This is a genomic window from Frigidibacter albus (genome assembly GCF_009908165.1).
GTDB classification, from domain to species: Bacteria; Pseudomonadota; Alphaproteobacteria; order Rhodobacterales; family Rhodobacteraceae; genus Frigidibacter; species Frigidibacter albus.
In genome coordinates, this window is the sequence record NZ_JAAAUC010000002.1 from 502,236 (window position 1) to 514,049 (window position 11,814).

Genomic DNA, 11,814 nt, shown 5'->3' on the forward strand with positions numbered 1-11,814 from the left:
TTGGCCGAAGCCCAAGCCGCAATTGCAAGGAGACCGCAGATGAGCGTCCTGACCGAGACCACCGCCGGCGTGCTGTCGGCCCTGTTCGGCGACAGCGGCCCTGCCAAGCCGGACCCGCAGATGCAGGCGGTGCTGGACCGGCTGGCGGCGCTTGGCGCGCGGCCCGCCGGCACGCTGGACGCAGCAGCCTTCCGCGCGCAGGCGGGTCCGGCCGATGCCGTGGCGGCGCTGCTGGCCGAAGGGGTGGGCACGGCGCCCGCGGACAAGGGACTGCAGATTCGCGAGTTTTCGGTCCCGGGCGCGGCCGGTGACATCGCGGCGCGGGCCTACCTGCCGCAAGGCGCCGGTCCATTGCCGGTGATCGTCTATTTCCATGGCGGCGGCTGGGTGCTGGGGGGGCTCGACTCCTATGACGCCACCGCCCGCGCGCTGGCGGTTGGCGCGGGCGCGCTGGTGCTGGCCTTCGACTATCGCTGCGCGCCCGAGCATCCGTTTCCCGCGGCGCATCTGGATGCGGTCGCCGCCTGGCAGTGGGCCAGCGAGACAGCGGCGGAGTTCGGCGGCGATCCCTTGCGGATGGCCGTGTCGGGCGAAAGTGCGGGCGGCAACCTTGCCATCGGCGTGGCGCTGGCGGCGCGCGACCGCGGGATGACGCCGCCGCTGCATCAGTTGCTGGTGTATCCGGTGGCGGGGAACGATCTGGAAACGGCGTCCCATGTGGCCCATGCCGAGGCTGTCCCGCTTGGCCGCCAGGGGATGGCGTGGTTTCTGGCGCAGGCCTTCCCGATCGACGGCCAGACTGATGACCCCCGGCTGAACGTGGTCGGCCGCGACGATCTGGCGGGCCTGCCGCCCGCGACGATCCTGAACGCGCGGATCGACCCGTTGCTGTCGGAGGGCGAGGCACTGGCAGCGCGGCTCTCCGAGGCCGGGGTCGCGGTGACGCAACGCACCTTCGACGGTGTCACGCATGAATTCTTCGGGATGGGCGCGGTCGTGGAGACGGCGCAAGAGGCGATGACGCTGGCGACGGACCGGCTGCGCCACGCCTTTCACAGCGGCGCGCCCGGAGCCATGGCGACCCTGCTTTAGACCTGCCAAGGCGACACTGCTGTAGCTATTGCCGGATCAGCCGCGCCTCGGCGGCATCCGCCTCGGCCCAGGCCCTTATCCCGGCCAGCAGCGCCGCCTGCATCTGCGCCCGCCAGCCTTCGTCCATCAGCCGCGCCCGGTCGGTGGCCGAGGACATGAACCCCACCTCCAGCAACACCGAGGGGATATCGGGCGATTTCAACACCGAGAAGTCGGCGGCCTGCACCGGGCGGCGGTGGGTCTTCAGCCCGGCCGCGGTGATGCCATCGGCCAGGGCCCGGGCCAGACGGTCGGCGCGGGGCTGGGTTTCGGTGCGGGCAAGGTCCATCAGCACCCCCGCCACCTCGTCATCATGGCCATCAAGGTCGATCCCCGCCAGCAGGTCGGCGCGGTCATGCCGCTCGGCCAGCAACCTTGAGGCGGTGTCGGAGGCGTCTTCCGACAGGGTGTAGATCGTCGCACCCACCGCCTCGCCCTCGGCCAGCGCATCGGCGTGCAGCGACAGGAACAGGTCGGCCCCCGCCGCCCGTGCCACCGAAATCCTTGTTTCCAGCGGCACGAAGACATCCTCGGTCCGCGTCAGCTCCACCTGCATCCCGCCGCGCCGCAGCACCTCTTGCAACTCACGCGCGAAGGCCAGCATCAGATGCGCCTCGGTCAGGCCCGCCGCCTCGGCCCCCGGGTCGAGCCCGCCATGGCCCGGATCGAGCGCCACCACCAGCGGCGCCTCGCCGGTCTGGCGGCGCTTGGGCGTAGCCGTTACCACCGGGTCGGGCAGGTCCCAGATCGTACCCTCCACCGCGCGGCCCGGATCGGCGGCAACGGCGGCCAGCCCCGCGGCATCGGTCGGCTCCAGCCGGATGCGGACGGAGGCGGGATCGGTCTCCTGCCAGGCGGAGGACACGAGGAACGGCCCGTCGAGTTCCGCCACCAGCCGCGACCAGCCCGGGCGGAACACCCCCCAGCGAAGCTCGGTGACATGGGCGGATCGGTCGAGCGCCAGCGGGTCGGCGCCCTGGAACGACACCTCGCGGAAATCCACCACCAGCCGGGCTGGATCTTGCAGCAGGAACACCCGGAACGGCACCGGCTGCGACAGCGCCAGCGTGACATTGATGCCGCCCGCCCGGTCCTCGACGCCAGAGGCCCCGGCGTTGAGCCGCGCCAGCGCCGTCAGCTCCTGCGCCGCGGCGGGCAGCGCCAGCAGCAGCACGGCCAGCAAAGGCGCCAGTCTGCGAAGAAGAAACCCGATCATGCCCCTGCCCTTTTCGCGCCAGCATAGCGGCGCGCGGCGCGAATCCCTAGCCCCGCATCACGCCTTGCGGGCGGCCATGAACGTGGTCAGCCGGGCGATGCCTTCGGCGATGTCGGCGGTGGAGCCTGCATAGGAGAACCGCAGCGTCTGCGCGCCGCGCACCGGGTCGAAATCCAGCCCCGGCGTGACGGCCACCCCGGCCCCCGCGAGGATCTCGGCGGCGAAGGCGCGGCTGTCGGTCGTCAGCCCGGACACATCGGCATAGATGTAGAAGGCCCCGTCCGGCGGCGCGATCCGGTCGAAGCCCGCGCCCGGCAGCCCCTCCAGCATCAGCTGGCGGTTGCGGGCATAGACGGCGCGGTTCGCCTCCAGCTCGTCGATACAATCCAGCGCCGCAAGGGCGGCGACCTGGCTGGCATGGGGCGGGCAGATGAACATGTTCTGCGCCAGCCGCTCGACGATGCGCACATGATCCTCGGGCACCACCATCCAGCCGATCCGCCAGCCGGTCATGCTGAAATACTTGGAGAAGGAGTTGATGACATAGACATCATCCGAAATCTCGAGTGCGGAAACCGCGCGCCCTTCGTAATGCAGCCCGTGGTAGATCTCGTCCGACACGAAGGCGAGGCCCCGTTCGGCCGCGACATGGATCAGCGCCGCCAACGCATCGCGGCCGAGCATGGTGCCGGACGGATTGCCCGGCGAGGCGACGATCAGCCCGGCCAGATCGGGCGCCAGCGCCACATCCTGCGGATTGGGTTGCAACCGGTCCTCGGCCCGGGCCGGGATGCCCACCGGCTCCAGCGACAGCGCCCGCAGGATCTGCCGGTAGGACGGGTAGCCCGGCTCGCCAAGCGCCACGCGGTCGCCGGCATCGAATAGCGCGGTGAAGGCCAGCAGGAAGGCGGCCGACGACCCGGCGGTGACGATCACGCGCGACGGGTCCAGCTCCACCCCATACCAGCGGGCATAGAGCGCGGCGATCCCCGCCCGCAGCTCCGGCAGGCCAAGGGCGACGGTGTAGCCAAGCGCATTCTGCTCCATCGCCCGGGCCAGCGCCGCCCGCGCGGCGGCGGGCGCCGGGGTCGAGGGCTGGCCCACCTCCATATGGATGATGTGGCGCCCGGCGGCCTCGGCGGCGCGCGCGGCCTCCATCACGTCCATCACGATGAAGGGATCGACAAGCCCGCGCCTTGATGTCCGCATCTGCCCTCTCCATGCTGCCCGCAGCCCCAAAGGGCGTGCCATGCGTTCATTTCAGCCGCGGCGGGCAAGGTCAATGCCGGCCCCTGCGGCGCGAGGTCCGTTGCGGCGCGGCGGCATCCGTGCCAAGCCCACGGGCATAAGTATAGCGGCGATGCCGCCCGAACCGGAGACGATACGATGACCCGCCCCGCCTTCGCAAAAAGTGGCGCCTTCGCGCTTGCGCTAACCGCGACCCTGACCCTTGGCACCCCTGCCCTGGCCTTCGACATCACCTCGATGACCCAGCCCGAAAGCGAAGCCTTTGGCGAGGCGGTGCGCGGCTATCTGATGGAAAATCCGGGGGTGCTGATGGAAGTGATCGCCGAGCTGGAGGCGCAGCAGGCCGAGGCGCAGGCCACCGGCGATAGCGCGATGGTGCTGTCCAACGCCGCCGACATCTACGAGGACGGCCATTCCTGGGTCGGCGGCAATCCCGAGGGCAGCCTGACGGTGGTGGAGTTCATCGACTACCGCTGCGGCTATTGCCGCAAGGCGCATTCCGAGGTGCTGGAGCTGGTGGAGACGGATGGCGACATCCGCTACATCGTCAAGGAATTCCCGATCCTGGGCGAGGAGTCGGTGATCGCCTCGCAGTTCGCTGTCGCGGCGCTGCAGGTGGCCGGGCCCGAGGCCTATGAGAAGGTCAACCATGGCCTCTATACCGAGTTCCGCGGCGCGATGACGGCCGAGCGGCTGGCAGCCTTTGCCACCGATCTTGGGCTGGACGGCGCAGCGATTGCCGCGGGGATGGACTCGCCCGAGGTCGCCGAGGTGCTGAACGAGAACCAGCTGCTGGCGCAGCGCCTGCAGATCGAGGGCACCCCGACCTTCGTGATGGGCGACCAGCTGCTGCGCGGCTATGTCCCGCTGGAGGGGATGCGCGCGATGGTGGCGGATGTGCGGGGGTAAGGCGCCTCTCCGCTCGCCACGCGATCAAACAGAGGGCAGCGCGCGTCCGCCGGGTGGGCGCTGCAACAGCTGTTCTAGGCACTTTGTGGTGCGGCCTACTTCCACCGACGTTCTGGGCACGACGGTCGGGTAGCGCCCGCCCGAGGGGGCGGACGGGCGCAGCCCGGCGGCGCCAAGGCGCCTTGTTCCGGGCAAAAGAAAGTAAGGATTTAGGTGATCAGCCGGCCTGCTGAACCAACACCGCAGCCGCCTCGGCCTCAGCCTCCGCCGCCTGGATCTCCGCCGCCTTGGCCTCGACCAGCTCCACGATATGGTCGATCATCTTCTCGTTGCCCAGCTTGTGGACCTGCTTGCCGGCCAGATAGACCATGCCGGACCCGGCACCGCCCCCCGTGAAGCCGATATCGGTCATCAGCGCCTCGCCGGGGCCGTTGACCACGCAGCCGATGATGCTGAGGCTCATCGAGGTGGTGACATGGGCCAGCCGGTCCTCCAGCGCCGAGACGGTCTTGATCACGTCGAAGCCCTGCCGCGCGCAGCTGGGGCAGGAGATGATGGTGACGCCGCGGTGGCGCAGGCCGAGGGATTTGAGGATCTCATACCCCACCTTCACCTCCTCGACCGGATCGGCCGAGAGCGAGACGCGGATGGTGTCGCCGATGCCCATCCACAGCAGGTTGCCAAGGCCGATGGCGGATTTCACGGTGCCGGACACCAGCCCCCCCGCCTCGGTGATGCCAAGGTGGATCGGCGCGTCGGTGGCCTCGGCCAGCGCCTGATAGGCGGCGGCGGCAAGGAACACGTCCGACGCCTTCACGCTGATCTTGAACTCGTGGAAGTCGTTGTCCTGGAGCAGCTTGATATGGTCCATGCCGGATTCGACCATCGCATCCGGGCAGGGCTCGCCGTATTTCTCCAGCAGATGCCGCTCCAAGGATCCGGCATTCACCCCGATGCGGATGGAACAGCCGTGGTCCTTGGCCGCCCGCACCACCTCGGCCACGCGGCGGGCATCGCCGATATTGCCGGGGTTGATGCGCAGGCAGGCGGCGCCCGCCTCGGCAGCCTCGATGGCGCGCTTGTAGTGGAAATGGATGTCGGCGACGATCGGCACCGGGCTTTCGCGGCAGATCTCGCGCAGGGCCCGGGTGCTGGATTCGTCGGGAGTGGAGATGCGGACGATGTCGGCGCCCACATCGGCGGCGGCGATCACCTGCGCCAGCGTGGCGCGCACGTCCGAGGTGTCGGTGTTGGTCATCGTCTGCACCGAGATCGGCGCATCGCCGCCCACGGCCACCTTGCCGACCATGATCTGGCGCGACTTGCGACGATAGATGTTGCGCCAGGGGCGGACGGTGTTGAGCGACATCGAGGAACCTCGTTGGTCTGCGGTCACCGCCTAGATAGGCGCAGGCAAGGCCCGAGGCAACCGCAAGCGGGCCGAAGGCGCTTGCGCCGCGCGGCCCCCGCATCACTCGGCCGGGGGTATGCCCGGGATCTGCGCCTGCGCCACGGCCACGATCTTGGCAAGGTCGGGGTCCTGCGTGAGGTCCGCCACGGCATAGCTGCCGGTCAGGTCCTCGGGCGAGAGCTTGAGGTTCTTCACCACCTGCGCGCCCGGCGCAGCGGGGCCATAGGTCTGGCCGTTCACCGCGAAATAGACCGAGCCCGAGTTGCCCGCGCGCAGTACCGGGGGCTGCTCCATCGCCGGCACCGCATAACGCTCCCCGGCATCCAGGATCTTCTCGAACAGCACCGAGCCGTCGGCCGCCGACACCCGCACCCAGGACGGGCGCACCGCGACGATCTCTACCGCCGGCGCGCCTTCGGCCACGGTGCGGACAGTCGGATCGACGGGCGCATTGGCCTCGGCCACGGCAGACTCGATCCCGGCATTCACCCCGGCAAGGCTGCCCGGAATGCTGGCTGCGGCGGAAAGACCGGCCAGCGCGCCCACGCTTTGCGGGTCGATGGAGGCGATGGGACCATCCCGCGCCACCAGCACCGGCACGTCCAGCGCCTCGGGGCGATAGAGCCGGTCCAGCGCATCGGTCTGCGGCAGGGACACATCCGCCTCGGCCGTCATCGCATTGCCCTGCGAGAGGTTGTCGAGCGGGTCAAGCTCCGCCACCACGCCCGGCGCCTGATCGACGGGCGACAGCCGCACCTTCTGCACCTCTTGCAGCACCGACCAGCCGCCATAGCCGATCGCCACCACCAGCGCGAGCAGCACCATGACCGAGCCGATCGCCCCGGGTTCGACATGGCTGAACATCGCCTTGCCGCGCGGGACGAACAGGGCATTCGGGTTGGCCAGCGGGTCGCCATACTCGGCGGCCTTCCTTTGCACGGCGACCGGCTTCGGGCCCGAGGCGGCGGGCGCAAGCCCATGTGCCGGCACGAAATTCGACTCGGCGCAGAAGCGGGCAAAGGCCCAGTCGGGGTCAAGGCTCAGGTAACGGGCGTAGGAGCGGACATAGCCGGAGATGAAGCCGGGGGTTTCGAACGCCGCAAGATCGGCATTCTCGATGGCCGCGATGTAGCTGGCCTTGATCTTCAGCTCGCGCTGCACATCAAGCAGGGATTTCGAGAGTGTGGCGCGTTCACCGCGCATCACATCCCCCAACCGCAGCTCGAAACCGTCAAAGCCCTTGGGCTTGTCGACCTCCTGCGTCGAAGGAGAAGTCCTCCGCCCGATCATGCGCCTGCCCCGTTCTGTCCCCAACGATCGACGATTCGTCGTCGCCTGATTTCGCCCGACCTATTGAGCTTTCTTTAGCACAGGGCAAGCCATCATGCACATGCAGAAGGGGTCAGGCCGACATCTCGGCGCGATTTAGCGCACAACGCGACCAGAGCGCGTCCATCGCCCGCACAAGGTGGTCGATCTGCTTCGGATCATGCACAGGTGAGGGCGTGAAGCGCAGCCGTTCGGTCCCGCGCGGAACTGTCGGGAAGTTGATCGGCTGCACGTAGACGCCGAAGTCTTCCAGCAGCATGTCGGACAGCATCTTGCAATGCACCGGGTCGCCCACATGCACCGGCACGATATGGCTGCCATGGTCGATGATCGGCATTCCCAGCGATTTCAGCCGCATCTTCAGGATGCGGGCGTGGAGTTGCTGGGCATCGCGCAGCTTCTGCCCCTCGGCAGATTTCAGAACGGCGATGGAGGCGGCGGCCCCGGCGGCCACGGCTGGCGGCAGCGAGGTGGTGAAGATGAAACCCGGCGCATAGGAGCGGATGCCGTCGATCATTTTCGCCGATGCCGCGATATAGCCGCCAAAGACGCCGAAGGCCTTGCCAAGCGTGCCGTTGAGGATGTCGATGCGCCCCGCCAGCCCGTCACGTTCGGCAATGCCGCCCCCGCGCGGGCCATACATGCCCACCGCGTGAACCTCATCGAGATAGGTCAGCGCGCCGAATTCCTCGGCCAGGTCGCACAGCCCCTCGATCGGCCCGAAATCGCCATCCATCGAATAGATCGACTCGAACGCGATCAGCTTGGGCGCCGCCGGATCGTCGGCCGCCAGCAGCGCGCGCAGATGCGCCAGGTCGTTGTGGCGGAAGATGCGTTTCGCCCCGCCATTGCGGCGGATGCCCTCGATCATGCTGGCATGGTTGAGCGAGTCCGAATAGATGATCAGCCCCGGGAACAGCACCGGCAGCGTGGAAAGCGTCGCGTCATTGGCGATATAGGCGCTGGAGAAGACCAGCGCGGCCTCGGTCCCATGCAGATCAGCCAGTTCCGCCTCGAGCCGCTTGTGATAGACCGTGGTGCCAGAGATGTTGCGCGTGCCACCCGAACCGGCGCCGGTCGCGTCCAGCGCCTCATGCATGGCAGCAAGGACAGCCGGATGCTGGCCCATGCCCAGATAGTCGTTGCCGCACCAGACGGTGATCGCCTGCTCCTGCCCGTCCGGACGCCGCCAGACGGCATTGGGAAAGGCGCCCTTGCGCCGCTCGATATCGATGAAGGTGCGGTAGCGCCCCTCGTCATGCAGCCGCTGGATCGCCGTGTCGAGCGCCTTGTCATAGTCCATCAATCGTCTCCTGGCCCGTTCGCTGGGGGATGGTCTAGGCTCTCCATCCGCGTTCTGCCTTGATACCGATCAATACGGGGCAGGTCATGGTACAAATTGCCGCAAAGGGTGAAAAAGACTGTGAGCGGCGTGGGGAGCGGTTGGATTTTATGGAGATTTCTGCAGGCGGGACGAGGACCTCGGGGACCTGTCCGAGGGCGGCGCCCGTCCGCCGGGTGGGCGAGCGACGCTCGTTCTAGGCACTTTACGGTGCGGCATCTCCATACCGAATTTCTATGCGCAGGTGTTGAGGAGCGCCCGCCCGAGGGGGTGATGAGCGACAGGAAATCCTACAGTGGAGGATTTCCGCGAAGAACGCCCGGCCCGTGGCCGGGCCGGGAGGCGGGCGCTGCCCGGCGGCGCTGAAGCGCCTTGATTCCGGGCAAGGAAAGGGGGCCACGACCCCCAACCCTGCTCATAGCGGATCCCCTGCCCCGCCTTCCCCCACCCCCTCTGGACAGTGCGACCCCGCCTGCTAGGCTCCGCGCCAACCCCGACATGAAGGAGATGGCGATGACCCTCGACACCGTATTGGCCCGGATCGACGAAACCCTGCCCGAGGCGGTGGACCGGCTGCTGGAGCTGCTGCGCATCCCCTCCGTCTCCACCGATCCGGCCTTTGCCGAGGCCTGTGGCGAGGCTGCCGACTGGCTGGTGGAGGACCTCCGCGATCTCGGCTTCGACGCCTCCGTCCGCCCCACGCCCGGCCATCCGATGGTCGTGGCGCGCGCAAAGGGCCCCGGCAAGCACATCCTGTTCTACGGGCACTACGACGTGCAACCCGTCGATCCGCTGAACCTTTGGGACCGTGATCCCTTCGATCCGGAACTGCAGGACACCCCCAGGGGCCGCGTCATCCGCGGCCGCGGGGCCAGCGACGACAAGGGCCAGCTGATGACGTTTCTGGAGGCCTGCCGCGCCTGGAAGGCCGTGCATGGCAACCTGCCCGGCAACCTGACCATCTTCCTGGAGGGCGAGGAGGAATCCGGCTCCCCCAGCCTTGTGCCGTTCATGGAGGAGAATGCGGCCGAGCTGCGCGCCGACCTCGCCCTGATCTGCGACACCGGCCTCTTCGCGGGCAAACCCGCCATCGTCACCATGCTGCGCGGGCTGGCGGGGGATGAGGTCACGATCACCGGGCCCTCCAAGGACCTGCATTCGGGCATGTATGGCGGCCTCGCCATGAACCCGCTGCGGCTGCTGACCAGGATCCTTGGCGGCATGTTCGATGACCAGGGCCGCGTCACCATCCCCGGCTTCTACGACGATGTGCGCGAACTGCCGGACGAGATCCGCGCGCAGTGGCAGGGGCTTGGCTTCGACCATGCCGGCTTTCTGGGTGAGGTCGGCCTGTCGCTGCCCGCGGGCGAGCAGGACCGCACCCCGCTGGAAATGCTCTGGTCGCGGCCCACGGCCGAGATCAACGGGATGTGGGGCGGCTATCAGGGCGCGGGGTCGAAGACGGTGATCCCCTCGAAGGCCTTCGCCAAGCTGACCTTCCGGCTGGTGCCGGGGATGGACCCGGACAAGGTGCAGACCCTGTTCCGCGATTGGGTCCGCGCGCAGGTGCCGGCCGATTGCACCGTCAGCTTCACCCCCAAGGCCGGCGCCCCCGCCTCGGAAATGGCCGTGGGCGACCCGGCCTTCGAGGCGGCGCGGCTGGCGCTGTCCGAGGAATGGGGCCAGCCCGCGGCCTTTGTCGGATGCGGCGGCTCGATCCCGATCGCCGGGCATTTCAAGACCGTGCTGGGGATGGACGCGATGCTGATCGGCTTTGGCCGCGACGATGACCAGATCCACTCGCCGAACGAGAAGTACGACCTTGAATGCTTCCACAAGGGCATCCGCTCCTGGGCGCGGGTGCTGGACCGGATCGCCGGGTGATGGTGAACGTGCGGGAGGCGCAGGCCGCCGATGAAGCCGCCTGGCGCGCGCTGTGGGACGCCTACCTCGCGTTCTACAGGCAGGACCTGCCGCCCGACGTGACCGCCGCCACCTGGGCGCGAATCCTCGACCCGGCGGGCGGCATCGGGATGCGGGTGGCGGAGGACGAGGGCACCCTGCTCGGCTTCGCCACCTGGCTCACCCATCCCTCGACCTGGACCCTCACCCCCGATTGCTACCTCGAGGATCTGTTCGTGGATGCAGCCGCCCGTGGCAAGGGCGTGGGCCGCGCGCTGATCGAGGATCTGGCGGCGCTTGGCCGCGCGAACGGCTGGTCGCGGCTCTACTGGCACACCGCCGAGGGCAACACACAGGCGCGCCGGCTCTATGACAGCTTCACGCCCGCGGACGGGCATGTGCGGTATCGGGTCGAATTGTAGGGGGCGGGGGCACCCTGCCCCAGCCCGCAAGGCGCCCGCCCTGCCCCGGCCGGTATGGCATCCGGGCAGGCCTTGGGGCGCATCGTTCGAGGCAAGGAAGAAGTGGCGCGGTTGACGGGGCTCGAACCCGCGACCCCCGGCGTGACAGGCCGGTACTCTAACCAACTGAGCTACAACCGCGCAATGGGGGGCTACCTAGACGCTTGGCCAGAGGGCGTCAAGTCCGAATGCGCGGGGGATTGCAGGAGGGAAGCGGGCGCGTCAGGGTGGGCTGGGTGACGGGGAGCGGGTGATGGCGGAGACGGCGGCAGAGGCGGCGTATAGCGCGGCGCTGGACGAGATCGGAAGGGTGAAGCGGGAGGGGGAGACGGAGCTTCGGCTGAGTGATGAGGTTTACCATGCGCTGGATCGAATTCCGCTTGAGGTGGCAGATATTGAAGGGCTGGCGCTCCTTGCTCTCAACAACACTGCCGTCGCCGACCTCGCCCCTCTCGCTGGTCTCAACAAGCTGGAACAGCTTTTTCTCGACCAAACGAATACATCCAATCTTACCCACTTAGCGGGTCATACTTCTCTGCGCGGCCTCTATCTCGGCCATACCGCCGTCTCCGACCTGGCCCCCCTCGCCAATCTAGTTGCCCTTGAAGAGCTCTATCTTACTCGGACTGCCATCACAGAACTGGCGCATGTTTCGCCGCTGGCTTCACTGAAGTCTCTCTGGATCACCCAAACCGCAGTTCACGACATCGGACCGATTTCGGGGTTAGCCGACCTACATGGGCTGCTGCCGGTTCCGTGGACGCGAAGATAAGATCGTGACCATTGACCTGGAGAGTGGATATGACGAGACGGAAGTTCAGCCGCGAGTTCAAGATCGAGGCGGTCAAGCTGGTGACCGAGCGGG

The 11,814-nt window shown here is 68.1% G+C and carries 10 protein-coding genes and 1 tRNA gene; 5 read left to right on the forward strand and 6 right to left on the reverse strand.

Annotated elements, in window-relative coordinates:
- Nucleotides 1-39: 39 nt before the first annotated feature.
- Nucleotides 40-1,092, forward strand: a complete 1,053-nt coding sequence (locus tag GVY41_RS04890; protein ID WP_161343157.1) for an alpha/beta hydrolase — start codon at nucleotides 40-42, stop codon at nucleotides 1,090-1,092.
- Between the two features lie 25 nt (nucleotides 1,093-1,117).
- On the opposite strand, the gene GVY41_RS04895 is transcribed toward GVY41_RS04890, so the two are convergent.
- Together GVY41_RS04895 and GVY41_RS04900 are read right to left on the reverse strand one after the other, a co-directional pair.
- Nucleotides 1,118-2,347, reverse strand: coding sequence for an N-acetylmuramoyl-L-alanine amidase (locus tag GVY41_RS04895; protein ID WP_161343155.1), 1,230 nt, complete (start codon nucleotides 2,345-2,347; stop codon nucleotides 1,118-1,120).
- A 57-nt stretch (nucleotides 2,348-2,404) separates the two neighbouring features.
- Nucleotides 2,405-3,556 (reverse strand): pyridoxal phosphate-dependent aminotransferase, encoded by a 1,152-nt coding sequence (locus GVY41_RS04900; protein ID WP_161343153.1) that lies wholly within the window; start codon nucleotides 3,554-3,556, stop codon nucleotides 2,405-2,407.
- Between the two features lie 177 nt (nucleotides 3,557-3,733).
- Between GVY41_RS04900 and GVY41_RS04905 the strand changes: the two genes are divergently transcribed.
- On the forward strand, nucleotides 3,734-4,504 hold the full coding sequence (locus GVY41_RS04905; RefSeq protein WP_161343151.1) for a DsbA family protein: 771 nt from the start codon (nucleotides 3,734-3,736) through the stop codon (nucleotides 4,502-4,504).
- 217 nt (nucleotides 4,505-4,721) lie between these two features.
- Here GVY41_RS04905 and ispG read toward each other — a convergent pair whose 3' ends face one another.
- The 3 genes from ispG to hemA all read right to left on the reverse strand — a co-directional run bounded on the left by ispG (nucleotide 4,722) and on the right by hemA (nucleotide 8,547).
- Entirely contained in the window at nucleotides 4,722-5,873 is a 1,152-nt protein-coding gene (ispG, locus tag GVY41_RS04910) for a flavodoxin-dependent (E)-4-hydroxy-3-methylbut-2-enyl-diphosphate synthase (RefSeq protein WP_161343149.1), read from the reverse strand.
- 102 nt (nucleotides 5,874-5,975) lie between these two features.
- Entirely contained in the window at nucleotides 5,976-7,205 is a 1,230-nt protein-coding gene (locus tag GVY41_RS04915) for a helix-turn-helix domain-containing protein (RefSeq protein ID WP_161343147.1), read from the reverse strand.
- Between the two features lie 112 nt (nucleotides 7,206-7,317).
- Nucleotides 7,318-8,547 carry a 5-aminolevulinate synthase gene (hemA, locus tag GVY41_RS04920; RefSeq protein WP_161343145.1) on the reverse strand — a complete coding sequence of 410 codons (1,230 nt, stop codon included), beginning with the start codon at nucleotides 8,545-8,547 and terminating at the stop codon, nucleotides 7,318-7,320.
- Nucleotides 8,548-9,099: 552 nt separating this feature from the next.
- Between hemA and GVY41_RS04925 the strand changes: the two genes are divergently transcribed.
- Nucleotides 9,100-10,470, forward strand: coding sequence for a M20/M25/M40 family metallo-hydrolase (locus GVY41_RS04925; protein ID WP_161343143.1), 1,371 nt, complete (start codon nucleotides 9,100-9,102; stop codon nucleotides 10,468-10,470).
- Nucleotides 10,470-10,910, forward strand: a complete 441-nt coding sequence (locus tag GVY41_RS04930) for a GNAT family N-acetyltransferase (RefSeq protein ID WP_229725935.1) — start codon at nucleotides 10,470-10,472, stop codon at nucleotides 10,908-10,910. The genes GVY41_RS04925 and GVY41_RS04930 overlap by 1 nt, the downstream gene beginning before the upstream one ends.
- Before the next feature lie 103 nt (nucleotides 10,911-11,013).
- Here GVY41_RS04930 and GVY41_RS04935 read toward each other — a convergent pair.
- Nucleotides 11,014-11,090: transfer RNA gene (locus tag GVY41_RS04935), tRNA-Asp, on the reverse strand.
- Between the two features lie 112 nt (nucleotides 11,091-11,202).
- Between GVY41_RS04935 and GVY41_RS04940 the strand changes: the two genes are divergently transcribed.
- On the forward strand, nucleotides 11,203-11,721 hold the full coding sequence (locus tag GVY41_RS04940) for a leucine-rich repeat domain-containing protein (protein WP_161343139.1): 519 nt from the start codon (nucleotides 11,203-11,205) through the stop codon (nucleotides 11,719-11,721).
- The last annotated feature ends 93 nt before the right edge of the window (nucleotides 11,722-11,814 follow it).

Bases quoted from the DNA above. Each gene is read 5' to 3' on its own strand.
- GVY41_RS04890 (WP_161343157.1), top strand. From the start codon at position 40: ATGAGCGTCCTGACCGAGACCACCGCCGGCGTGCTGTCGGCCCTGTTC.
- GVY41_RS04895 (WP_161343155.1), bottom strand. From the start codon at position 2,347: ATGATCGGGTTTCTTCTTCGCAGACTGGCGCCTTTGCTGGCCGTGCTG.
- GVY41_RS04900 (WP_161343153.1), bottom strand. From the start codon at position 3,556: ATGCGGACATCAAGGCGCGGGCTTGTCGATCCCTTCATCGTGATGGAC.
- GVY41_RS04905 (WP_161343151.1), top strand. From the start codon at position 3,734: ATGACCCGCCCCGCCTTCGCAAAAAGTGGCGCCTTCGCGCTTGCGCTA.
- ispG (WP_161343149.1), bottom strand. From the start codon at position 5,873: ATGTCGCTCAACACCGTCCGCCCCTGGCGCAACATCTATCGTCGCAAG.
- GVY41_RS04915 (WP_161343147.1), bottom strand. From the start codon at position 7,205: ATGATCGGGCGGAGGACTTCTCCTTCGACGCAGGAGGTCGACAAGCCC.
- hemA (WP_161343145.1), bottom strand. From the start codon at position 8,547: ATGGACTATGACAAGGCGCTCGACACGGCGATCCAGCGGCTGCATGAC.
- GVY41_RS04925 (WP_161343143.1), top strand. From the start codon at position 9,100: ATGACCCTCGACACCGTATTGGCCCGGATCGACGAAACCCTGCCCGAG.
- GVY41_RS04930 (WP_229725935.1), top strand. From the start codon at position 10,470: ATGGTGAACGTGCGGGAGGCGCAGGCCGCCGATGAAGCCGCCTGGCGC.
- GVY41_RS04940 (WP_161343139.1), top strand. From the start codon at position 11,203: ATGGCGGAGACGGCGGCAGAGGCGGCGTATAGCGCGGCGCTGGACGAG.